The sequence below is a fragment of the Acrocarpospora catenulata genome (genome assembly GCF_018476525.1).
GTDB lineage: Bacteria > Actinomycetota > Actinomycetes > Streptosporangiales > Streptosporangiaceae > Acrocarpospora > Acrocarpospora catenulata.
On record NZ_JAHCST010000046.1, the window covers coordinates 45238 to 67408 of the forward strand.

A 22171-nucleotide genomic window follows, 5' to 3' on the forward strand; every position below is an offset into this window, starting at 1 on the left:
AGGTAAGCGCCACTCGCGTTATCGCACCCTGCGGGCGCTGGCCGTACACTTGTTGGCACTCGGGAAGACAGAGTGCCAGGGGAGGTGAGCACGTGGTTGACGACCGTAGGCTGGCGGTCCTGCGCGCCATCGTCGAGGACTATGTGTCCACCAACGAGCCGGTCGGCTCCAAGGCGCTGGCCGATCGCCACAATCTGGGGGTCTCGCCGGCCACCATCCGCAACGACATGGCGGCGCTGGAGGACCAGGGTTACATCCACCAGCCGCACACCAGCGCCGGGCGGGTGCCCACCGACAAGGGATACCGGCTCTTCGTGGACCGGCTCTCCCAGGTGAAACCGCTCACGGCGGCCGAGCGCCGGGCCATCGAGACCTTCCTGGCCGGGGCCGTCGACCTGGACGAGATCGTGACCCGCACGGTCCGGCTGCTGGCCCAGCTGACCCGGCAGGTCGCGGTGGTGCAGTACCCCTCGCTCACCCGCTCCACGGTGCGGCACGTGGAGATCGTGCCGCTCTCCGAACGGCGGGTCATGCTGGTCCTGATCACCAACACCGGGCGGGTGGAGCAGCGGGTGGTCGACCTGCCCGATTCCATCGCCGACGACCGGGTGGCCCACCTGCGCTCGGTGCTCAACGCCGCGCTGGACGGCTGCGGCCTGGCCAAGGTCTCCGACGTGGTGGCCGACCTGCCGGAACGGCTGCCCCCCGAGGACCGGCCGGCCATGATCACGCTGCTCTCGGTGATCCTGGAGACGCTGGTCGAGCGGCACGAGGAGAAGATCGTCTTCGCGGGGGCGGCCAACCTCGCCGCGGCCGACTTCAGCGTCGGCCTGCGCGATGTGCTGGAGGCCCTGGAGGAACAGGTCGTGCTGATGCGCCTGCTGGGCGAGACCGGCGACCTGTCCGAGCTGACCGTCCGGATCGGCTCGGAGAACCCGTACACCGGCCTGCGCGGCACCTCCTTCGTGGCCGCGGGATACGGTGCGGGCGACAAGGAACTGGCCCGGCTCGGAGTGCTGGGCCCGACGCGAATGGACTATCCGGTGACGATGGGTGCGGTGCGCGCCGTGGCGCGTTACGTCGGCCAGATCCTGGCGGGGTCATAAGTGGCCAAGGACTATTACGCCACCCTCGGGGTGCGCCGTGACGCCAGCCAGGACGAGATCAAGAAGGCCTACCGGCGGCTGGCCCGGGAGCTCCATCCGGACGTCAACCCCGACCCGGAGACCCAGGAGCGGTTCAAGGAGATCACCCAGGCGTACGAGGTGCTCTCCGACCCGCAGAAGCGGCAGATGCACGACCTGGGCGGCGACCCCTTCGGCGGCGCGGGCGGCGGCCCCGGCGGCTTCGGCCAGGGCTTCCCGTTCAGCGACATCATGGACGCCTTCTTCGGCACGGCCTCGGCCTCACGCGGCCCGCGCTCCCGGGCCAGGCGGGGCCGCAACGCCACCATCCGGGTCGAACTCGACCTGGCCGAGTCGGGCTTCGGCACCACCCGGGAGCTGGTGGTGGACACCGCCGTGCTCTGCGAGGTCTGCACAGGCTCCGGCGCGGCGGCCGGCACCCACCCCGACACCTGCGACATGTGCCACGGCCGCGGTGAGGTCTCCCAGGTCACCCGCTCCTTCCTGGGCCAGGTCATGACCTCCCGCCCGTGCCCGCAGTGCGGTGGGTACGGCAGCGTGATCCGCCACCCCTGCCAGGAGTGCTCCGGCGACGGCCGGGTCCGCACCCGGCGCACCATCAAGGTCAGGATCCCGGCCGGGGTCGAGGACGGCACCCACATCCAGCTGGCCGGGGAGGGCGAGATCGGCCCCGGTGGCGGCCCGCCCGGCGACCTCTTCCTGGAGATCGTGGAGCGCCCGCACGCCATCTTCGAGCGGCGCGGCGACGACCTGCACTGCACGGTCCAGATCCCGATGACCGCCGCCGCCCTGGGCACCTCGCTCACCATGGAGACCCTGGACGGCGCCGAGGAGATCGACGTGCGCCCTGGCACCCAGTCCGGCCAGGTCATCCCGCTGTACGGGCGGGGCGTGCAGCGCCTCAACGAGTCCGGCCGGGGCGACCTGCTGATCCACGTCAACGTGGAGACGCCGCTGAAGCTGGACGCCCAGCAGGAGGAACTGCTCAGGGAACTGTCCCGGCTGCGCAACGAGGAGCGCCCGCCCGGCAAGTTCTCGCCGGGGCAGCAGGGCTTCTTCTCCCGCCTGAAGGACGCGTTCAACGGCCGCTGACCCGTCATGACCGTACCCGTGTTTCTGAGCGACCTCGGGGGCGACTCCGGCCCCGGCTCTCGCCTGCTCCTGGACGGCCCTGAGGGGCGCCACGCGGCGGCCGTACGGCGGCTGCGTCCCGGCGAGCGGGTGGACCTGACCGACGGGGCCGGACGGGTGGCCGAGTGCGCGGTCCGGGAGGCGCACAAGGACGCGCTGGACCTGGACGTGCTGGACCGCTACGACCTGCCCGCCCCCCAGCCCCGGCTGGTGGTGGTCCAGGCCCTGCCCAAGGGAGACAGAGGCGAGCTGGCCGTCGAACTGATGACCGAGGCCGGGGTGGACGTGATCGTGCCCTGGGCGGCGGCCCGCTGCGTCACCCAGTGGAAGGGCGAACGGGGCGGCAAGGCGCTGGCCAGGTGGCGGTCCACCGCCAGGGAGGCGGGCAAGCAGGCCCGTCGCTTCCACCTGCCGGAGGTCGCCGAACTCGCCGTGACCGCCCAGGTGGCCGCGCTGCTGGAGAGCGCCGCCCTCGCCCTGGTGCTGCACGAGGAGGCGACGGAACCGCTGTCCCGGATGGAACTGCCGGACAAGGGTGACATCGTCCTGGTGGTCGGCCCTGAGGGCGGCGTCGCCCCCGAGGAACTGGCCCGATTCGGCGCGGCCGGAGCCGTGCCGACACTGCTCGGGCCGACCGTGTTGCGCACCTCGACGGCGGGCGTGGCCGCCGCCGCGGTGCTCCTGGCCGGAACCGGCCGCTGGTAGGGGCGCGAGCCCGCCTCAGGGCCGCCCCGAAGCCGTGACCCCGCCCGCTAGGGCGTCTGGGTCTGCGACGGGGCCGCCTCCGGGGTCGGCTTCTCGCTGAGCTGCGGCAGCGGGGTCGGCGAGTCGCAGCCGGCGCCCGAGCAGCCCGACGGGGTGGGGGACGGCGTGGCGGACGGGGAGTCCGACGCCGACGGCTTCGGGCTGGGGGTGGGCGAGGCGGGCGCCTCGCCCGGCGGGCAGTCGTCGTCGCCGGTGGCGTCCGGCTCGACCACGGTCGGGGTGACCGACGGCGTGGCGCACGGGTCCGGGCTGCCCGCGCTCGGCGTCGGGGACGGCGCGGTGGTCTGGGCCGCCCGCGGTGGCACCTCGCCGGCCACCGAGGGGGACGCCGTGACGATGACGATCTCGTCCGTCGGGGCGGGCGCCGGCTGGTTGGTGGCCCCGATCTCGGGCAACTGGCCGGGAGTGGTGTCCCTGAGCAGCCCGATCTCGGTGCCCACCCGGTCGCGCAGCCCGGGCACCACCATGACGATGGTCCCGGCCACCATCGCGGCGACGGCCACCGCGGCGCCGATGCGCCACCAGATCAGCCCGCGCAGGCCGTTGAAACCGCGCATGCCGCGGTTCTCGATGCGCTCCCGGATGATGTCGAGTCCGGCGGGAGAGGGCACGACCGAGTCCGCCTCCGCGCGCAGCGCACGGCGGAGGACATCGCCGTACTCGTCGGGGGGGATGGTCATGAGAACTTCTCCAGTACCTGCCGTAGCGCGGCCATGCCGCGGGCCGTGTGACTCTTCACCGCGCCTTTGCTGATGCCCATCGCACTGGCGATCTCCGCTTCCGACAGGTCACCGTAGTAGCGCAGCACCAATGCCTCGCGCTGCCGGGTCGGCAGGCCGCGCAGGGCCTCGATGACCGCCGATCGCTCGAGTTCGCCGATCGCGCCGTTCTCGGCGCTGGGCGCGTCGGGCAGGCCCTTCGGCGCGTACTTGTCCACGACGGCGCGGTGGCGCAGCACGGAGCGTGATCGGTTGACGACCGACTGGCGCAGGTAGGCGAGTGCCTTGTCGGGGTCACGCAGTCTGCGCCAGGCGCCGTGGATGGCGACGAACGCGTCCTGAACGACCTCCTCGGCGCTGGCCACATCGCGAACCAGCAACACTGCGAGACGCACGAGTGACCGATAGTGCGCACTGTAGAGCGCGATCACGGCCTTGTCGGCGTCCCAACCGACGGGCACCGCTCCCAGCGACCTGTCGGCCACGAGGGTCTCGGTGGTCACATCAGTAGGACGCTCGTCCTTGCCGGAGGGTTTACGCTCTTCCGAATCATTAGGGGGCATGGCCCAGCTGTGTCCTCGCCCGACACGGGGGTTTAGTTGACGGTGCAGTGTCGCACATAAACCCTATCCGGGCGGATCTTTCCGCGGCACCGCGATGGGATTACCGATTGGCAACGCTAAGCTTCCCCAAGTGAGCGACTGCCTGTTCTGCAAGATCGCGGCCGGTGAGATCCCGGCCACGGTGGTCCACGAGACCCCCACCACGCTGGCCTTCCGCGACATCAACCCGCACGCCCCCGTGCACGTTCTGGTCATCCCGAAAGAGCACCACGAGGACGCGCTGGCCCTGGCCGAGGCGGGTCTGGCCGGCGACGTGCTCAGCACGGCGGCGGCGGTGGCGGCCAAGGAGGGCATCGCCGAGTCCGGCTACCGGGTGACCTTCAACACCGGCCCGGACGCCGGGCGCACCGTCTTCCACGCGCACGCCCACGTGCTCGGCGGGCACCCCCTGGAGATGCGGCTCGGCTGATACCCGCTGGACGCGGAACGGGTCGGCCGAGCATGCTGTGATCTGCTGCTCGGGCCAAACAAGGCGCGCGAGTCCCGGGCTAGCATTGGTGAGAAATTAGGGAGGCGAGCAGGCCACCACGGCCGCCCATGTCCGAGACGCGCGAAACACCGAAGACCCGCGAGAAGACCCTCGCGGACAAGACCCTCGCCAAAGTGGTCATCCCCGACGAACACGCGATGATCAGCATTCTGGGCCGCCGCGACGAGCTGCTGCGGGTCATCGAGAAGTCCTTCCAGGCCGACATCCACGTGCGGGGCAACGAAATCACCATCACCGGGCCGCCGGAAGAGAGCGGCGTCGTGGTGAGCCTCTTCGAGGAGCTCGTCGAGCTGGCCAGGTCCGGCGCCGAGCTCACCCCCGACGCGGTCGAGCGGAGCATCGCCATGCTCCGGAAGAGCTCCGGCCGCCCCGCCGAGGTGCTGTCCATGGACATCATCTCCTCGCGCGGCCGCACCATCCGGCCCAAGACCGTGAACCAGAAGCAGTACGTGGACATGATCGACAAGCACACGATCGTGTTCGGCATCGGCCCGGCCGGCACCGGCAAGACGTACCTGGCGATGGCCAAGGCGGTGAAGGCGCTCCAGGAGAAGAAGGTCAACCGGATCATCCTGACCCGGCCGGCCGTGGAGGCGGGGGAGCGGCTCGGCTTCCTGCCCGGCACGCTCTACGAGAAGATCGACCCTTACCTGCGGCCGCTCTACGACGCGCTGCACGACATGGTCGACCCCGACTCCATCCCCCGGCTGATGGCGGCGGGCACCATCGAGGTGGCCCCGCTGGCGTACATGCGGGGGCGGACGTTGAACGACGCCTTCATCATCCTGGACGAGGCGCAGAACACCTCGCCGGAGCAGATGAAGATGTTCCTCACCCGGCTCGGCTTCAACTCCAAGATCGTGGTCACCGGTGACGTGACCCAGATCGACCTGCCGTCGGGCCAGGACAGCGGCCTGAAGGTGGTGCAGCGTATCCTGGACGGCATTCCCGACATCCACTTCAGCCGCCTCACCAGCGCCGACGTGGTCCGCCACAAGCTGGTCAGCGAGATCGTGGACGCGTACGGGAAGTATGACGCGGCGATGGCGTCCGACCCGCGCGCGTCCGCCAACAACCGTCCCCGGGGGAGACGATGAGCGTCGAGGTGGCCAACGAGTCCGGCGCCGAGATCGACGAGGCGCGGCTGGTCGCGCTGGCCGGTCACGTGCTCGGCAAGCTGGGCGTCAACCCGCTGGCCGAACTGTCCATCCTGGTGGTGGACGAGGCGGCGATGACCGCGCTGCACGAGCAGTGGATGGGCGAGCCGGGGCCCACCGACGTGCTCGCCTTCCCGATGGACGAGCTGCGGCCGCACCAGGCCAGGTCGGAGGAGGCCGCGCCGGACCCGGCGCTCCTCGGCGACGTGGTGCTCTGCCCGTCGGTGGCCGCCAAGCAGGCCGCGGAGGCGGGGCACAGCGCCCAGGCGGAGCTGGAGATGCTCTGCACCCATGGCATTCTGCATTTGCTGGGCTACGATCACGCCGAGCCCGAGGAGCATGCCGAGATGTTCGGGCTCCAGGGCGAGTTGCTCGAATCGTGGCGGGAGGTGCGCCCGAAGCCGTGACTAACGGCTGGTTGTTCTCGGCCGTCGCGCTCATCGTGACCGGCGGCCTGCTCGCCAGCGCGGAGACCGCGCTGACGCGGATCTCCCGCGTGCGCGCCGAGGAGTTCGTGAAGGACGGGCGGCGCGGCGCGCGGCGGCTCCAGGCGATCGTGGCCGACCCGCCGCGGTACCTGAACCTGCTTCTGCTGCTGCGGCTCAGCTGTGAGCTGGTGGCGACCGTGATCGCGACCCTGCTGGTCATCGACTGGCTGGGCGACACCGGCCAGGCGTACGCGGTGGCCGCGATCATCATGATCCTGGTCAGCTACGTGATCGTCGGCGTCTCGCCGCGCACCCTCGGCCGCCAGCACGCCGAGCCGGTGGCGCTGGCGAGCGCCCCCATCGTGTACGGGCTGACCCGCATCTTCGGCCCGCTGCCCACCCTGCTGATCCTGCTGGGCAACGCGCTCACCCCGGGCAAGGGCTTCCGGGAGGGCCCGTTCACCTCCGAGGCCGAGCTGCGCGAGCTGGTCGACCTGGCCGAGGAGCGGCGGGTGATCGAGCCGGACGAGCGGGAGATGATCCACTCGGTCTTCGAGCTGGGCGACACGCTGGTCCGCGAGGTCATGGTGCCGCGCACCGACATGGTCTTCATCGAGCGCGGCAAGGCCCTGACCCAGGCGCTCTCGCTGGCGCTGCGCAGCGGCTTCTCCCGGATCCCGGTGACCGGGGAGAACGAGGACGACGTGGTCGGCATCGCCTACCTCAAGGACATCGTGCTCCGCATGCAGGACACCGGGGAGACCGACATCCGGGTGGACGAGCTGATGCGCCCGGCCACGTACGTGCCGGAGAGCAAGCCCATCGACGAACTGCTCAGGGAGATGCAGGCCCGCCAGATCCACCTGGCCATCGTGATCGACGAGTACGGCGGCACGGCCGGCCTGGTCACCATCGAGGACGTGATCGAGGAGATCGTCGGGGAGATCGCCGACGAGTACGACCAGGAGGCCCCCCGGGTGGAGTGGCTGGCCGAGGGCGCCGCCAGGGTCACCGCCCGGCTCTCGGTGGACGAGCTGGCCGAGATGTTCGACACCGAGATCGAGGCGGAGGACGTGGACACCGTGGGCGGCCTGCTCGCGCACGCCCTAGGCCGGGTGCCGATCGCCGGTTCCGAGGCGCTGGTGGACGGGCTCCGGCTGACCGCGGAGAACCTGGCGGGGCGGCGGAACCGGATCAGCACGGTGGTGGTCCGCCGGGTGGGCGACGAGCGGGCCGAGGAGACGGTCAGCGTCGCGAGCTGACCCGATTTGCGGCGGCCTTCGGGTTTGGGATGAATTGCCGCAAGCGTTCTTTAAGTCGTTTGCAAGCGGGTTGGTCCAATATCTAGGCAAGGCACTCGGGAGGGGTTCGGAGTGCCGAGGGGATTGGTTCCGGGGCGCCGGGAGGGGTTCGCGGCGCACCGGCCGATCCCGGGGGGAATCATCGATTAGAGGGCTCTCGTTACGGCGGGAGCCCTCTAATGGTGTCTGCTTGCAGTTGGCGGTGATTGCCGGATTTGCCGACGGGGAAGGTAGCCGGTCGGCGGGGTGATTTGGGGGCCCGCCGGATGGATCATGGCAGATCATGGCGGGGGAGCCGGTATGCGGGGGATCGGGGTTGCTGTTGCTTGTTGTCTGGCGGTGTCCGCCTGTGGAGGTACCCCAGGGGCACGGTCGGATCCGCGCAGCACGCCACAGGCGGCCCGGCTGCAGGCCATGCTCCGCGACATGGAGGACATGCCGGCCGGCTTCTCCGACCGGGGCAGGGAGCGCTGGCACCCGCCCTTCACCCCGGTCAGCAAGAGCTGCCGGACCCTCTTCGACCTGCTGTCCGGACGCCCGCCCAAGGAGGAGCTGACCGCCTCGGGAGCGGTCACCTACCAGGGTGACGGCATCGGCCAGCTGGCGGGGGTGAGCCTGGCCGTCTACCAGGGGGACGGCGCCCAGCGGCACCTGAAGGGCATGCGCACGGCCATGGAGCAGTGCGTGACCGCCGCCGACCAGTCCCCCGACCGGGGGAACCAGCTCTCCGCCACCGCCCTCGACCTGGGCAAGGGCACCCTCGCCGACGGCGCCGCACGCCGCCTGTCCGGCAAGGTCGCGGGCTACCCGTACGAGATGCAGCTGGTCGTGGCCCGGCAGGGCCATACCCTGGTGGGCCTGGTGAACGCGGGGATGCGGGCGCCGGACGTGCGGCGGACCACCGAGCTCGCAAAATTGCTCACCGCCAAGGTCGGTACCCTTGATCTGTGACGCTGGACGCTGAGGACACCAAAATCATCACCCTGGCCAGGTCGGCCAGGGCCAGGAACGGCACCGCCGAGGGCGCGGCCGTGCGCGACGAGACCGGGCGGACCTATGTGGCCACCGACGTCGCCCTGCCCTCGCTGAAGCTGTCGGCCGTACAGGTGGCGGTGGCCATGGCGGTGTCCAGCGGCGCGGCGGGCCTGGAGGCGGCGGCGCTGGTGAGCGAGGCCGAGGAGCCCGCGCCGGACGACATCGCGGCGATCGAGGACATCGGGAACGCCATCCTTTACCTGGTCGGGCCCGACGGGGAGGTAAAGGGCAGGTATGTCTGACTCCCCCAAGGACTTCCCCAAGAACTTTCAGGCCGGGTTCGCGGCCTTCGTCGGCCGCCCCAACGTGGGCAAGTCCACCCTGATGAACGCGCTGGTCGGCACCAAGGTGGCGATCACCTCGGCCAAGCCGCAGACCACCCGGCGGGTCATCCGGGGCATCGTGCACCGGGAGAACGCCCAGCTGGTCATCGTGGACACCCCCGGCCTGCACCGCCCGCGCACCCTGCTCGGCGAGCGCCTGGACAGCCTGGTGCTCTCCACGCTGACCGAGGTGGACGTGCTCGGCTTCTGCGTGCCGGCCAACGAGCCCATCGGCAAGGGCGACAGGTTCATCGCCGAGAAGCTGGCCGCCGTCAAGAAGACCCCCGTGATCGCCGTGGTCACCAAGTGCGACCTGGCCACCCGGGAGCAGATCGCCGGTCAGTTGCTGGCGGTCTCCCAGCTGGCGGAGTTCGCCGAGATCGTGCCGGTCTCGGCGGTCGGCGACGACCAGCTGGACCTGCTGGCCGACCTGCTCGTCAAGCGGCTGCCCGAGTCCCCGCCGCTGTACGCCGGGGGCGAGCTGACCGACGAGCCGGAGCAGGTCCTGGTGGCCGAGCTGATCCGGGAGGCGGCCCTGGAGGGCGTCCGGGACGAGCTGCCGCACTCCATCGCCGTGGTGGTGGAGGAGATGGGCCCGCGCGAGGGCCGGGACGACCTGCTGGACATCTACGCCTTCATGTACGTCGAGCGCCCCACCCAGAAGGCCATCGTGATCGGCCCCCAGGGCTCCCGGCTGAAGGATGTGGGGACCAGGGCCCGCCACCAGATCGAGGCCCTGCTCGGCTCCCGGGTCTACCTGGACCTGCGGATCAAGGTGGCCAAGGACTGGCAGCGCGACCCCAAGCAGCTGCGCCGTCTGGGGTTCTACGACTGATTCAGCGCCGCCTGACCAGCGCCGTGGCCGCGAACCCCGCTACCAGGATCGAGGCCAGCAGGGCCGCGAACCAGCCGTACAGCACGGTGGGGTGGACGTCGAGCACTCCGGCGATCCGGAAGCTGAGCCGGTTGGCCAGGTCGCTGGGGTCGGTGAGGAACATGGCCAGCGAGAAGGCGGCCACCGCGCCGGGCAGGATGGCCAGGCCGGTCACCAGCCACCCCCTGGTCAGGCCGAGCACCCCGAGCGCGGCCGCGACCAGGCCGGAGGCGACCACGAACCAGCCGGAGCCGTCGTCGGTGCCGTGCACGGCGTGGGTGATGTCGGCGCCCAGGAAGCCGACCTCGGCGGTCAGGCCGGCCCAGGGGAGCAGGCCGGTGAGGGCGAGCACCAGGCCGGCGAGCACGACTCCGACCGGTGGGACCAGACTCCTGCGTGCATCTGCCACGGTTCCACCCTAAGGGAGGCTGCTGCCTCCAAAACGGGATTGAAGGGCTACCTGCTCGCCCCATTCGAGGCGTTCGCGGAGCCGTACGGCGTCCGGGGCGAGGGCGGAGACGAGCGTGCCGGGGCCGGCCAGCGGGAGCACGGCGCAGCCTTCCGCCAGGTGCGAACTTTCTGGGCGGGCCCTGGTGAGCAGGGTGCTGCCGACGCAGCGGGCCTCGCCGTAGACGGCCGGGCTGTCGTCGGTGGCCGGGTCGCCGACGGTGAACTCCTGGCGGAGCAGGGGGGTTCCGGCGACGGTGGCGTCGAAGCGGGAGTGGCAGCGGCCGGGGCGTTCGCCGTACCGGCCGAAGACGATCTCCTCGCGCCAGAGCACGGTGGCGTCCTCGGCGAGCGAGAGCCGGACCCGCGAGCGGTGGGCGCAGCCCGCGGCGAGCACGGTGGGCTCGGGGGCGAAGCGCAGCGACGCCCCCTCGTCGACCCGGGCGCGCACGGTCAGGACCGAGGTGCCGGGGCCGGGCAGGACCAGGGTGCCGGCCACCGAGCAGACGGTGAGCGTGGTTCCAGCGGCCACGTCCAGGTCGAGTTCGAGGTGGTCGCCGCCGAGCGGACCGGCCGCCGTGGCCACCAGGTGCACGGTGGTGGGACCGGTCTGGCGCAGGGTCAGCGGAGGGTCGGAGCGGAGCGTGGTCAGGCGGGTGGCGCCGCCGTCGAGCGTGGTCGCGATGGCGGCGTGCGCCCGGACCGCCGCCCGCGCCGGGTGGAGCGTGTCCGGCGCGGGGCGGGTGGTGGTGCGGGACATCAGCGGGACAGGTGCGCGTGCTGGTGCTGCCAGGCGTCGACGATGCCGACCACCCATTCGGCCACGGAATGCGCGCCCTTGTCCTCCCGGATCGAGGTGAAGAGCACGGGCTTGCCGTCCCGGACGGCGGCGGCGTCCCGTGACATGACGGTCAGGTCGGCGCCGACCATCGGCGCCAGGTCGGTCTTGTTGACCACGAGCAGGTCGGCGGTGGTCACGCCGGGGCCGCCCTTGCGGGGCACCTTGTCGCCGCCGGACACGTCCAGCACGAAGATCTGCCGGTCGGCCAGGCCGCGGCTGAAGGTGGCCGTCAGGTTGTCCCCGCCGCTCTCCACGATCACCAGGTCGAGCGGACCGAACCGCTCCTCCAGGGTCTCCACGGCGTCGATGTTGGCCGCGATGTCGTCCCGGATCGCGGTGTGCGGACAGCAGCCGGTCTGCACCGCGAGGATGCGTTCCGGTGCGATGACGCCGGCCCTGCGCAGGAAGTCGGCGTCCTCGGTGGTGTAGATGTCGTTGGTCACCACGCCGAGGCGCAGGGACGGGCCCAGGCTCCGGCAGAGTGCGGCCACCAGCGCGGTCTTGCCGCTGCCGACCGGACCGCCGATGCCGAGCCGCAGGGCCCGGCCGTGCCCGTCGGGGGCGTGGTGGTGGTCTTCGTGGTTAGCTGACAAAGAGCCTTACCTCCGTACGTAGGTGCTGTTCGGCCAGCAGATCGAGGGCGGGGGCGGCATGCGCGGGTAGCGCGGACCAGTCGTGGTGGTTCTCCTGACCCACGACTGAGTCGATCAGTGATGCACAGGCGGCGTGCGCCGCGTCGTTCAGGGCGGGGGCCAGGTCCGCGAGCAGCCGGTGCACGGTCACCGGGTCGAGCCCGAGCAGCCGTACCGCCGCCGTCGCGGGAGCGGTCACCGAGGTGTAGGCGGCGGCCAGCGCCGCCTGGTGCGGGGCGCACCCGGCCGCCGCCGCGGCGGCGCCGAGCGCGACCGGGTGGTGCGCCCCGTCCGGTACGGCGGCCGCCAGCGAGTCGAGCGCGGGCGACGGCCAGATCCGGCGGGTGGTGCGCACCAGCAGGCGGCCCTGGGTGCGGCTGGCCTCCCGCTGGGCGGGTGAGGAGGTTCGGGCGTCTGCTTCCGCATCGAGGCGGGTCCACCGTGCGACTTCCCGGCTGCCTTCCTCGACGGAGCTGCCGATCTCGCAGGCGGCGGCCGCCAGGGCCGCGCTGACCAGCCCCGCCGTGGCGAGCCGGCCACGGAGGAACCGCGCCAGGTCCTCCGGGCCGGTGATCGCCCCGACGCGCACCGCCTCCTCCGCGCCGCCCGAGTGGGCGTGACCGCCCGCAGGCAGCCGGGAGTCGGCCAGCAGGAGCATGGCCATGTCGCCCTGCGACGGACCGTGCATCCGAATCCTTTCTCACGTTCTCCGAACACTCAGAACAGGAAGTACCGCTGTGCCATGGGGAGGACCTCGGCGGGAGCCGGCTCGATCAGCTCCCCGTTCACCCGGACGGCGAAGGTGTCCGGTCGTACGTCGATCTCGGGCAGGGCGTCGTTGAGCTTCATCGACTCCTTGCCCCGGCTCCGCACGTCGGCGACCGGGACCAGCCGCCGGTGCACCCGGAGCCGGTCGGCCAGCCCGTCCTCGATCGCGGTAGGGGCCACGAAGTGCACCGAAGTGGTGGCCGGGGTGATCCCGTACGCGCCGAACATCGGCCGGGGCAGCACCGGCTGCGGGGTCGGGATGGAGGCGTTGGCGTCCCCCATCTGGGCGTACGCGATGACCCCGCCCTTCACCACGAGGTCGGGCTTGACCCCGAAGAAGGCCGGGCTCCAGAGCACCAGGTCGGCGAGCTTGCCCACCTCGACCGAGCCGACCTCCGCGTCCAGCCCATGCGCGATGGCCGGATTTATCGTGTATTTCGCGATGTAGCGGCGGGCCCGGAGGTTGTCGGCGGGGCCCTCCAGTTCCCCACGGCGCTTCTTCATCACGTGCGCGGTCTGCCAGGTACGGATGATCGTCTCGCCCACCCGGCCCATCGCCTGCGAGTCGGAGCCGATCATCGAGATCGCGCCCAGGTCGTGCAGCACGTCCTCGGCGGCCATGGTGGAGGGCCGGATCCGGGACTCGGCGAAGGCCAGGTCCTCCGGGATGGACGGGTTGAGGTGGTGGCAGACCATGAGCATGTCCAGATGCTCGTGGTGGGTGTTGACCGTGTGCGGCCGGGTGGGGTTGGTGGAGGACGGCAGCACGTTCCGGTACCCGGCCACCTTGATGATGTCCGGCGCGTGCCCGCCCCCGGCGCCCTCGGTGTGGTAGGCGTGGATCATCCGGTCGCCGATCGCCTTCAGCGTGGATTCCACGAACCCGGCCTCGTTCAGCGTGTCGGTGTGGATGGCCGCCTGGACCCCGGTGGCGTCGCAGACCCGCAGGCAGGCGTCGATCGCGGACGGCGTGGTGCCCCAGTCCTCGTGCAGCTTGAAGCCGGAGGCGCCCTCCCGGAGCTGCTCCAGCAGGCCCTCCTCGCTGACCGTGTTGCCCTTGCCGAGCAGCGCCACGTTGACCGGCATGGCGTCCATCGACTCCAGCATGCGGCCCAGGTACCAGGCCCCGGTCACGGTGGTGGCCTTGGTGCCCTCGGCGGGTCCGGTGCCGCCGCCGATCACCGTGGTCACCCCGGAGGCCAGCGCCTCGTCCACGATCTGCGGGCAGATCAGGTGCACGTGCGAGTCCACCGCGCCGGCGGTGACGATCTTGCCGTTCCCGGCCAGCACCTCGGTGGACGGGCCGATCACCAGGTCGGGGTGCACGCCGTCCATGGTGTCGGGGTTGCCGGCCTTGCCGATGGCCGTGATGCGGCCGTCCCTGATCCCGATGTCGGCCTTGATCACACCCCAGTGGTCGAGGATGACCGCGCCGGTGATGACCAGGTCGGGGGCGCCCTCGGCGCGGGTGGCCCTGGCCTGGCCCATGGACTCGCGGATCACCTTGCCGCCGCCGAAGACGGCCTCGTCGCCCGCGCCCGCCGGGCCCATCGAGCGGTCCTCGGTGACCTCCAGGAACAGGTCGGTGTCGGCGAGGCGGACCCGGTCGCCGGTGGTGGGGCCGTACAGGGCGGCGTAACGGGATCGCTCGATGCTAGGCATCACTGTCTCCGGGGGTGTCCAGCGGGCCCGCCCACTCCGGGCGCAGGCCGGGCACGATGCGGTTCCCCGCGATGGGCACCAGCGTGACGTCCCGCTCGATGCCGGGCTCGAATCTGATCGCGGTGCCGGCGGGCACGTCCAGGCGGGTGCCCCAGGCGGCCTCCCGGTCGAACTCCAGGCCGGGGTTGGCGGCGGCGAAGTGGTAGTGCGAGCCGATCTGGATCGGCCGGTCGGCGGTGTTGACCACCCGTACGGTCACCCGCTCCCGCCCCGGGTTGAGCGGCACCGGGCCCTCCCCGGGGATGATCTCTCCGGGGACGGTCATGGGATCGGGTGGTGGACGGTGACGAGCTTGGTGCCGTCGGGGAAGGTGGCCTCGATCTGCACCGACTCCAGCATCTCGGGCACGCCCTCCATGACGTCCTGCCGGCGCAGCACCTTGCGGCCCGCGTCCATCAGCTCGGCCACGCTCTGGCCGTCCCGGGCACCCTCCAGCAGGAATGATGCGATCAACGCGGTGGCCTCCGGGTGGTTGAGCCGGAGCCCCCGGCCCATACGGTCCCGGGCGACGCCCGCCGCGACGTGAATGAGAAGCCGTTCCTGCTCGTGTGAGGTGAGCCGCATGACGGGACGATAGGTAATCGCCGTTTCCCCGGTGTTACGCGGATATTTCAGCCGTGATTCCTTTCGCCGCACCGGTCACTGGGCGAACAGGGGGCTTCGGTGAAATCCCGGTAATATGCAATTTACCTTCCGGAACTTAGCGCGAAATGTCGCTCGATCACCTTGTCGGCAGATGGGTCGGTGCGGGGGCCGTATCGGCAAGGAGGAAGTAATTGCGGAATTTAACCTGGCGTGCCGGAGCCGTGGCGGCGGTTCTCGTCACCGCGTTGGCCGCCTGTGGCGGAGATCCGGCGACGACGGAGGGCACGACTTCGGGTGGTGGCGGCAACACCATCAAGGTCGGCCTGCTGCACTCGCTCAGCGGCACGATGGCCATCAGTGAGGTCACCGTCCGGGACGCCGAGCTCCTCGCCATCGAGGAGATCAACAAGGCCGGCGGCGTGCTCGGCAAGCAGCTCGAACCGGTCGTGGAGGACGGCGCCTCCGACTGGCCCACGTTCGCGGAGAAGGCCGACAAGCTGATCTCCCAGGACAAGGTGGCCACCGTCTTCGGCGGTTGGACCTCGGCCTCCCGCAAGGCGATGCTCCCGGTCTTCGAGAAGCGCAAGGCGCTGCTCTGGTACCCGGTCCAGTACGAGGGCCTGGAGAGCTCCCCGTACATCTTCTACACCGGCGCGACCACCAACCAGCAGATCATCCCCGGCCTGGACTATCTCAAGGAACAGGGAAAGACAAAGCTTTTCCTGGTCGGCTCCGACTATGTTTTCCCGCGCACCGCGAACAAAATCATCAAGGCGTACGCGGCGGCCAACGGAATGGAGATCCTGGGCGAGGAGTACACCCCGCTCGGGCACACCGAATACGGCACGCTGACCAACAAGGTGGTGCAGGCGAAACCGGACGCGGTATTCAACACGCTGAACGGTGACAGCAATGTCGCGTTCTTCAAGCAGCTGAAGGGCGCGGGCGTCACCGCCGAGTCCATGCCGGTGCTGTCGGTGAGCGTCGCCGAGGAGGAGGTCACCGGCATCGGGGTGGACAACATCGTCGGCCACCCGGTGGCGTGGAACTACTACCAGACCACCGACACCCCGGCCAACACCAAGTTCGTCGAGGCGTTCAAGGCCAAGTACGGCGCCAACAAGGTCACCTCCGACCCGATGGAGGCCGGGTACAACGCGGTCTACCTCTGGGCCGAGGCGGTCAAGAAGGCCGGCAGCACCGACGTGGAGGCGGTCAAGAAGGCGGCCGGCGGCATCGCGCTGGAGCGTCCCGAGGGCCTGGTGACCATCGACGGTGAGACCCAGCACATGTACAAGACGGCCCGGATCGGGATCATCCAGCCGGATGGCCTGATCAAGGAAGTCTGGAACTCGGGCGAGCCGATCAAGCCCGACCCCTACCTCAAGACGTACCCGTGGGCTGGGGGGCTGGCCTCCTAGAAGGTCACCTCCCTCTGTGAACGGGCTCCGGAGCCGCCACGACCCGCGGAGAGAACCGCGGGCGGCTCCGGAGCCGAGGTATGTCACGAAATTTCGTAAGGAAAGGGGCAGGGTGGAGGGGTTCCTCAACCAGCTGCCGATCGGGCTCTCGATCGGCGCGGTACTGCTGCTCATCGCGCTCGGACTGACCTTCACGTTCGGGCAGATGGGCGTGATCAACATGGCCCACGGCGAGTTCATCATGGCCGGGGCGTACACGGCCTTCCTGCTCCAGGACTGGGCGGGCCGCAGCGCGGTGCTGGTCGCGCTCCCGGTGGCCTTCGTGGTGGCCGGGCTGATGGGCCTGCTGCTGGAACGGAGCGTCGTCCGGTTCTTCTACGGGCGGCCGCTGGACACGCTGCTGCTCACCTGGGGCGTCAGCCTGGTGCTCCAGCAACTGGCCCGGGACCTGTTCGGCGCGCCCAACGTGCAGGTGCTCTCGCCCGAGTGGCTGCAGGGCGCGGTCGGGCCGCTGCCGTACAACCGGCTCTTCATCATGGTGCTGGCGGTGGGCAGCGTGGTGGCCATCTGGGCCTACATGAACCGCAGCGCCCAGGGCCGCCGCATGCAGGCGGTCATGCAGAACCGGCAGCTCGCCGCGACCAGCGGCATCAACACCGGCCGGGTCGACCAGCGCACCTTCTTCATCGGCTCGGGGCTGGCCGGGATCGCCGGAGTGGGGCTGACCCTGATCGGGCCGGTCGGGCCGACCCTCGGCACGTACTACATCGTGGACGCGTTCCTGGTGGTGGTGGCCGGCGGCCTCGGGCAGCTGCGCGGCGCGGTGATCGCCGCCGTGGCGCTCGGCCTGCTCAACTCCTACGCCGAGTTCTGGACCAACGCCAGCCTGGCCAAGGTCATCGTGTTCGCGGTGATCATCGCGTTCCTCCAGTTCCGGCCGCAGGGCCTGTTCGTACTGCGATCGAGGGCACTCACATGACGGCGGTTCTGGAGAAGAAGCCGGTCCAGGTGGCTCCCAAGGAGCCCCGGCGGTGGAAGGGCGCGGCCCTGTTCGCGGCGGTCGCGGTCGTCGCGCTGGTGGTCATGCCGCTGGTGCTGGAACCCTTCCGGCTGGGCCTGCTGGCCAAGTACCTCTGCTACGCCATCGTGGCGCTCGGCATCGGCCTGGCCTGGGGGCAGGGCGGCATGCTCACCCTCGGCCAGGGCGTCTTCTTCGGCCTGGGCGGCTACGCGATGGGCATGTACCTGAAGCTCAACGACGCCGGCGGCGACCTGCCGGACTTCATGGTCTGGAGCGGGGTGGAACAGCTGCCCGCGCTCTGGGCGCCGTTCCGCAACCCGGTCCTGGCGCTGGCCATGGTGGTCCTGGTGCCGCTGGTGGTGGCGGCGCTGCTGGGCACCCTGGTGTTCCGGCAACGGGTGCGCGGGGCGTACTTCGCCATCCTCACCCAGGCGCTGGCGGCGGCCATGGTCATCCTGCTGGTCGGCCAGCAGGGCCTGACCGGCGGCACCAACGGCCTGACCAACTTCTTCGACTTCTTCGGCAACGACATCTCCGCGGAGTCCACCCAGCGCGGGCTCTACCTCACCGTGGCGATCGTGCTCGGCGTGCTCTACCTGGCCGCCTGGCAGCTGGTCCGCAGCCGGTTCGGACGGCTGCTGCTGGCGGTCAGGGACGGCGAGGACCGGGTGCGCTTCCTCGGCTACAACCCCGCCACGGTCAAGACGATCACGTTCACCATCTCGGCCGTGATGGCCGGGATCGCGGGCGCGCTGTTCGTCCCGGTGGTCGGCATCATCTCCCCGGCTCTGCTGGGCGTGGTGCCGTCCCTGGAGCTGGTGGTCGCGGTGGCCGTCGGCGGGCGGTTCGCACTTGCCGGGGCGGTGCTCGGCGCGGTGGTCATGGGCTACGCCAAGACCTACTTCAGCGAGGAGTTGCCGGACGCCTGGCTCTATCTGCAGGGGGCGCTGTTCATCCTGGTGATGACGCTGGCGCCGAAGGGGATCGTGGGCGTGGCCGGCGCGCTGCGCGACCGGTTCCGGAAGGAGGCGGCGGCATGAGCGCGCTGCTTGAGGTCCGCGACCTGTCGGTGGTCTTCGACGGGTTCCGGGCCATCGACGGAGTCGACTTCACCGTACGCGAGGGGGAGCTGCGCTTCCTGATCGGCCCGAACGGCGCGGGCAAGACCACCCTCATCGACATCATCACCGGCCTCACCAGACCGACCACCGGCACCGTCTCCTTCGACGGCCAGTCGCTGGCGGGCAAGCGGGAGCACGAGCGGGTCCGGCTGGGCATCGGCCGGACCTTCCAGACCTCCGTGGTCTTCGAGGAGCTCACCGTGCTGGAGAACCTCGACCTGGCGGCCTCCTTCCGGCGCCCGCTGCTGTCGCTGCTGGCCCGCCGCAACGGGGTGTCGGAAACGGTGCAGCGCGCCCTGGAGACCACCGGCCTGACCGAGCTGGCCGCCCGCAAGGCCGGGGTGCTCTCGCACGGCCAGCGCCAGTGGCTGGAGATCGGCATGCTGATCGCCCAGGGCCCCCGGCTGCTGCTGCTGGACGAGCCGGTGGCCGGCATGTCCGGCGACGAGCGCTCCCGCACCGGCGAGCTGCTTACCTCGATCGCCAAGGACCACACGGTGATCGTGATCGAACACGACATGGAGTTCCTCCGCCGGTACGCCTCCCAGGTCACCGTGCTGCACGAGGGCAAGGTGCTGATGGAGGGGTCGGTGGAGGAGGTCCGGGCCGATCCCCGGGTGCAGGAGGTCTATCTGGGCCGGGCGCGCGAGGAGGCCGCACACGATGTTGTCAGTTGACGGGCTGGAAGCCGGGTACGGCCGGGCCAGGGTGCTCTTCGGCGTCTCCCTGGCGGTGACGGAGGGCCAGCTGGTCTGCGTCATGGGCAGGAACGGCGTGGGCAAGACCACCCTGCTCAACACGATCATGGGCGTGCTGCCGGCCACCGGCGGCACGGTCACCTTCGAGGGCCGGGACGTGACCCGCCTCAAACCCCACGAGCGGGTCAAACTCGGCATGGGCTACGTCCCCCAGGGCCACGAGACCTTCCCGCAGCTCAGCGTGCTCGGCAATCTGCTGGTCACGCTGGAGGCCTCCGGCAACCCGCAGTCCGCCCTGGACGACGCGCTGGAGGTCTTCCCCCGGCTGAAGCCCCTGCTCAAACGCCGGGCGGGCTTCCTGTCCGGCGGCCAGCAGCAGCAGCTGGCCATCGCCAGGGCCCTGGTCACCAAGCCCAAGCTGCTCATCCTGGACGAGCCCACCGAGGGCATCCAGCCGTCCATCATCCTGGAGATCGAGGAGGCCATCGAGCGCCTGCACGCCTCCGGGATCGCGGTGCTGCTGGTCGAGCAGTACCTGGATCTGGCCCTGCGGCTGGCCGACCGGTACGTCATCCTGGACGCCGGCCAGGTCGTGCACGCCGGGACCGCGGCCGACCTCCAGGGCGAGGAGGCCCGCCGCCTGCTGGCGGTGTGACAGCTCTGGCCGGGCCCGGCGGCGCGGGCCCGGCTAGAGTTTCCGCTCCCACTCGTGCCAGATGTCCAGCAGCCGGAAGCCCATGCGCTCGTTGATGGCGATCATGCGGCTGTTGGTCACCGCGTTCCAGGTGGCGATGGTCCGCACCTGCGGCTCGCTCTCGATGAACCAGGCGGTGTTGGCCACCTTCACGGCCAGGCCCAGCCGGTGGCCGCGGTGCTCGCGGAGCACGGCGGTGTCGGTCTGGCGGCCCCACGGGCTGATGCGCCCGCCCTCGGTGTTGAGCTGGGTGAACCCGGCCAGCCGGCCGGTCTCCCGGTGCCGTGCCACGGTCGTGTAGGTGGCCTGGCCCGCCTCCCGCCAGTTGGCCTCCAGGGCGCGGACGCGGTCGCGGTCCCAGCGCTGGCCCTCGATGTCCATCTCGTCGGTGGGGGCGTCGTTCATCGCCTCGTTCAGGCGGGCGATGTCGTCCACGTACTCCTCGGGGGCCGGGCCGCGCCAGCGGTCCAGCTCGTACGCCGAGCCGTACGGTTCCGGCCGCAGATCGGCCTTGGTGACGTCCAGGACGCGCCGGGCCTGGGTGCCGGTGGGCTGGAAGCCATGGGCCCGGGCGAAGGCGGCGCCGGGTCCCTCGGCCAGGGCCTCGGCCAGGAGCAACCGGCGGCCGTTGGCTTCGGCCCGGACCAGGGCGTGTTCCAGGAGCGCGCTGCCAACGCCGCGCCGGAGCCGGGCCGGGTGCACGGCGAAGAAGCGCAGGTGTGCCAGGTGGGTGTTGTCCGTTTTCGGCAGCCACATCACGAAGCCGCCCGCGACCTCGCCGTCCAGCCGGGCCACGACGACCTCGCTGGGTTCGGAGCTCCAGCCGCGCTGGGCGATCACCGAGAACCGGTGCAAGGACGACACCGGCCCCGGTGGCTCGTGTGCGGCGACGATCGCGTGTAAAGACGACAGCCGATCGCCGGGGTCGGCGAAGTCCACAGGCTCGATCCGCATGCCCCTAGCAAACCCGTCGGCACGCACGCGAAGCCAATGGTTTTACTGCCGGTAGCCCTCGACCTCGGTCACCGGGCGGGCCTCGGCGTTGTCCGGGTTGTCGCCCACCTGGCGTTTGGCGCGGCGCTGCCGGAGCAGGTCCCAGCACTGGTCGAGGTTCTGCTCCAGGGTCCTGATTCGCTCGTGCTCCTCGTCGCTGGAGAGCTGGCCGTTGGCCAGGCGTTCGCGCAGGTCGCGCTCCTCGTCGACCAGCTCGCCGATCCTGGTGAGGATGTCGTTGTCGCGCATAAGCGTCACTCTACGATGCGGTGTGTCGTGATTTGCCGTGTCTTGAGGGATGGGAGAGCCAGTTGAGCCACACCCAGGCCGAGGTCGAGAGCCAGCCGGAGATCTGGACCCGGGTGCTCGGTGCGCCCGCCGAACTGCCCGAAGCCGGGTGTAACGTGCTCGGTCTTGGCTGCGGGACCTCCTACTACGTGATGGACTCCTACGCCCGCCGCCGCCAGGCGCTCGGCCAGGGCCGTACCCGGGCCGCCATCGCCTCCGAGCTCGCCGACGAGGACCCGTACGACGTGGCGGTGCTGCTCTCCAGGTCCGGCACCACCACCGACCTGCTGCCGCTGGCCGAACGCCTGTCGGAGCGCATGACCACGATCGCGATCACCGGCACGCCCGGGTCGCCGATCACCCGGGTCACCCACCGGCAGGTGGTGCTGGACTTCGCCGACGAGGTGTCGGTGGTGCAGACCCGGTTCGCCACCTCGGCGCTGCTGCTGCTGCGCGCCTCGCTCGGGGAGGACCTGGGCGGGCTGCCCGGCGAGGCCGCCACGGCGCTGGCGGAGCCGCTCGCGGCCGAGCCGGCGGAGGTCGACCACGTGGTCTTCCTCGGCACCGGCTGGACGCTGGGCCTGGCCGGGGAGGCGGCGCTCAAGCTCCGGGAGGCGGCCAAGTTCTGGACGGAGTCGTACGCGGTGGGGGAGTACCGGCACGGGCCGATCGCCTGCGCGGGGCCGCGGAGCCTGGTCTGGTCGCTGGCGCCGCTGCCGCCGGACGTGGCCGCGGCGGTGCGGGACACCGGCGCGCGGCTGCGGGTGGCGTCCGGCGACCCGCTCGCCGAGCTGGTACGGGTGCACCGGCTGGCGGTGGCCTTCGCCCGGTACAGGGGTCTGAACTGTGACAGTCCCGAACATCTCACCCGTTCGGTGATCGTCGACGCCTGAGCGGTCACCTGCGTCTGCTAGTGTGCTTGGCATGCTGCGCGGCCTCCTGCTTAGTC

General features: G+C 70.8%; 27 protein-coding genes. 16 read left to right on the top strand and 11 right to left on the bottom strand.

What is annotated here, in order from left to right; all coding sequences use genetic code 11:
- Nucleotides 1-92: 92 nt before the first annotated feature.
- Genes hrcA through KIP79_RS33245 form a run of 3 tightly spaced genes read left to right on the top strand, consistent with a single transcriptional unit; the run spans nucleotide 93 to nucleotide 2981 of the window.
- Nucleotides 93-1106: a heat-inducible transcriptional repressor HrcA gene (gene hrcA, locus KIP79_RS33235; protein WP_214108921.1), complete on the top strand. Its 1014-nt coding sequence runs from the start codon at nucleotides 93-95 to the stop codon at nucleotides 1104-1106.
- Entirely contained in the window at nucleotides 1107-2237 is a 1131-nt protein-coding gene (gene dnaJ / locus KIP79_RS33240) for a molecular chaperone DnaJ (RefSeq protein ID WP_214108922.1), read from the top strand.
- A 6-nt stretch (nucleotides 2238-2243) separates the two neighbouring features.
- Entirely contained in the window at nucleotides 2244-2981 is a 738-nt protein-coding gene (locus KIP79_RS33245) for a 16S rRNA (uracil(1498)-N(3))-methyltransferase (RefSeq protein WP_214108923.1), read from the top strand.
- A 47-nt stretch (nucleotides 2982-3028) separates the two neighbouring features.
- On the opposite strand, the gene KIP79_RS33250 is transcribed toward KIP79_RS33245, so the two are convergent.
- Entirely contained in the window at nucleotides 3029-3721 is a 693-nt protein-coding gene (locus KIP79_RS33250) for a hypothetical protein (protein ID WP_214108924.1), read from the bottom strand.
- Entirely contained in the window at nucleotides 3718-4323 is a 606-nt protein-coding gene (locus KIP79_RS33255) for a SigE family RNA polymerase sigma factor (protein WP_250214233.1), read from the bottom strand. Before KIP79_RS33255 ends, KIP79_RS33250 begins: the two co-directional genes overlap by 4 nt.
- Nucleotides 4324-4453: 130 nt before the next feature.
- Between KIP79_RS33255 and KIP79_RS33260 the strand changes: the two genes are divergently transcribed.
- The 7 genes from KIP79_RS33260 (at nucleotide 4454) to era (ending at nucleotide 9952) form a co-directional block, all read left to right on the top strand.
- Nucleotides 4454-4792, top strand: coding sequence for a histidine triad nucleotide-binding protein (locus KIP79_RS33260; RefSeq protein WP_372453730.1), 339 nt, complete (start codon nucleotides 4454-4456; stop codon nucleotides 4790-4792).
- A 128-nt stretch (nucleotides 4793-4920) separates the two neighbouring features.
- On the top strand, nucleotides 4921-5970 hold the full coding sequence (locus KIP79_RS33265; RefSeq protein WP_214108927.1) for a PhoH family protein: 1050 nt from the start codon (nucleotides 4921-4923) through the stop codon (nucleotides 5968-5970).
- A complete protein-coding gene (ybeY, locus tag KIP79_RS33270; RefSeq protein WP_214108928.1) occupies nucleotides 5967-6437 on the top strand; it encodes an rRNA maturation RNase YbeY in 471 nt (156 codons plus the stop codon). The genes KIP79_RS33265 and ybeY overlap by 4 nt, the downstream gene beginning before the upstream one ends.
- A complete protein-coding gene (locus KIP79_RS33275; RefSeq protein ID WP_308170025.1) occupies nucleotides 6434-7720 on the top strand; it encodes a hemolysin family protein in 1287 nt (428 codons plus the stop codon). Before ybeY ends, KIP79_RS33275 begins: the two co-directional genes overlap by 4 nt.
- Before the next feature lie 465 nt (nucleotides 7721-8185).
- Nucleotides 8186-8710 carry a hypothetical protein gene (locus tag KIP79_RS33280; protein WP_214108930.1) on the top strand — a complete coding sequence of 175 codons (525 nt, stop codon included), beginning with the start codon at nucleotides 8186-8188 and terminating at the stop codon, nucleotides 8708-8710.
- A complete protein-coding gene (locus KIP79_RS33285; protein WP_214108931.1) occupies nucleotides 8707-9036 on the top strand; it encodes a cytidine deaminase-like protein in 330 nt (109 codons plus the stop codon). Before KIP79_RS33280 ends, KIP79_RS33285 begins: the two co-directional genes overlap by 4 nt.
- Nucleotides 9029-9952 (top strand): GTPase Era, encoded by a 924-nt coding sequence (gene era / locus KIP79_RS33290; RefSeq protein ID WP_214108932.1) that lies wholly within the window; start codon nucleotides 9029-9031, stop codon nucleotides 9950-9952. Before KIP79_RS33285 ends, era begins: the two co-directional genes overlap by 8 nt.
- A 1-nt stretch (nucleotide 9953) precedes the next feature.
- Here the strand turns inward: era and KIP79_RS33295 are convergent, their stop codons facing one another.
- From KIP79_RS33295 to KIP79_RS33325, 7 genes are read right to left on the bottom strand one after another with little or no spacing between them, the layout of a single operon-like run.
- On the bottom strand, nucleotides 9954-10400 hold the full coding sequence (locus KIP79_RS33295; RefSeq protein WP_214108933.1) for a hypothetical protein: 447 nt from the start codon (nucleotides 10398-10400) through the stop codon (nucleotides 9954-9956).
- 9 nt (nucleotides 10401-10409) lie between these two features.
- On the bottom strand, nucleotides 10410-11198 hold the full coding sequence (locus KIP79_RS33300; protein ID WP_214108934.1) for an urease accessory protein UreD: 789 nt from the start codon (nucleotides 11196-11198) through the stop codon (nucleotides 10410-10412).
- Complete coding sequence (gene ureG, locus KIP79_RS33305) at nucleotides 11198-11872, bottom strand: urease accessory protein UreG (RefSeq protein WP_214108935.1); 675 nt, start codon at nucleotides 11870-11872, stop codon at nucleotides 11198-11200. Before ureG ends, KIP79_RS33300 begins: the two co-directional genes overlap by 1 nt.
- The gene (locus KIP79_RS33310) at nucleotides 11862-12599 is read right to left on the bottom strand and encodes an urease accessory protein UreF (RefSeq protein ID WP_214108936.1); all 738 of its coding nucleotides are present in this window, start codon (nucleotides 12597-12599) and stop codon (nucleotides 11862-11864) included. The genes ureG and KIP79_RS33310 overlap by 11 nt, the downstream gene beginning before the upstream one ends.
- A 29-nt stretch (nucleotides 12600-12628) precedes the next feature.
- Nucleotides 12629-14341: an urease subunit alpha gene (locus tag KIP79_RS33315; RefSeq protein WP_214108937.1), complete on the bottom strand. Its 1713-nt coding sequence runs from the start codon at nucleotides 14339-14341 to the stop codon at nucleotides 12629-12631.
- On the bottom strand, nucleotides 14334-14666 hold the full coding sequence (locus KIP79_RS33320) for an urease subunit beta (RefSeq protein ID WP_214108938.1): 333 nt from the start codon (nucleotides 14664-14666) through the stop codon (nucleotides 14334-14336). Before KIP79_RS33320 ends, KIP79_RS33315 begins: the two co-directional genes overlap by 8 nt.
- Nucleotides 14663-14965 carry an urease subunit gamma gene (locus KIP79_RS33325; protein WP_214108939.1) on the bottom strand — a complete coding sequence of 101 codons (303 nt, stop codon included), beginning with the start codon at nucleotides 14963-14965 and terminating at the stop codon, nucleotides 14663-14665. The genes KIP79_RS33320 and KIP79_RS33325 overlap by 4 nt, the downstream gene beginning before the upstream one ends.
- Before the next feature lie 212 nt (nucleotides 14966-15177).
- Here KIP79_RS33325 and urtA point away from each other — a divergent pair, with 212 nt between their 5' ends.
- The 5 genes from urtA to urtE all read left to right on the top strand — a co-directional run bounded on the left by urtA (nucleotide 15178) and on the right by urtE (nucleotide 19902).
- Nucleotides 15178-16407 carry an urea ABC transporter substrate-binding protein gene (gene urtA, locus KIP79_RS33330; protein WP_214108940.1) on the top strand — a complete coding sequence of 410 codons (1230 nt, stop codon included), beginning with the start codon at nucleotides 15178-15180 and terminating at the stop codon, nucleotides 16405-16407.
- A 112-nt stretch (nucleotides 16408-16519) separates the two neighbouring features.
- Complete coding sequence (urtB, locus tag KIP79_RS33335) at nucleotides 16520-17386, top strand: urea ABC transporter permease subunit UrtB (protein ID WP_214108941.1); 867 nt, start codon at nucleotides 16520-16522, stop codon at nucleotides 17384-17386.
- Entirely contained in the window at nucleotides 17383-18468 is a 1086-nt protein-coding gene (urtC, locus tag KIP79_RS33340; RefSeq protein ID WP_214108942.1) for an urea ABC transporter permease subunit UrtC, read from the top strand. Before urtB ends, urtC begins: the two co-directional genes overlap by 4 nt.
- A complete protein-coding gene (urtD, locus tag KIP79_RS33345) occupies nucleotides 18465-19226 on the top strand; it encodes an urea ABC transporter ATP-binding protein UrtD (protein WP_214108943.1) in 762 nt (253 codons plus the stop codon). Before urtC ends, urtD begins: the two co-directional genes overlap by 4 nt.
- Complete coding sequence (gene urtE, locus KIP79_RS33350; protein WP_214108944.1) at nucleotides 19213-19902, top strand: urea ABC transporter ATP-binding subunit UrtE; 690 nt, start codon at nucleotides 19213-19215, stop codon at nucleotides 19900-19902. The genes urtD and urtE overlap by 14 nt, the downstream gene beginning before the upstream one ends.
- Nucleotides 19903-19935: 33 nt before the next feature.
- Here urtE and KIP79_RS33355 read toward each other — a convergent pair whose 3' ends face one another.
- Nucleotides 19936-20895, bottom strand: coding sequence for a GNAT family N-acetyltransferase (locus KIP79_RS33355; RefSeq protein WP_214108945.1), 960 nt, complete (start codon nucleotides 20893-20895; stop codon nucleotides 19936-19938).
- A gap of 42 nt (nucleotides 20896-20937) precedes the next feature.
- Nucleotides 20938-21183: a DUF2630 family protein gene (locus KIP79_RS33360; protein ID WP_214108946.1), complete on the bottom strand. Its 246-nt coding sequence runs from the start codon at nucleotides 21181-21183 to the stop codon at nucleotides 20938-20940.
- Nucleotides 21184-21245: 62 nt separating this feature from the next.
- On the opposite strand from KIP79_RS33360, the gene KIP79_RS33365 reads away from it, so the two are divergent.
- Nucleotides 21246-22115, top strand: a complete 870-nt coding sequence (locus tag KIP79_RS33365; RefSeq protein WP_214108947.1) for an SIS domain-containing protein — start codon at nucleotides 21246-21248, stop codon at nucleotides 22113-22115.
- The last annotated feature ends 56 nt before the right edge of the window (nucleotides 22116-22171 follow it).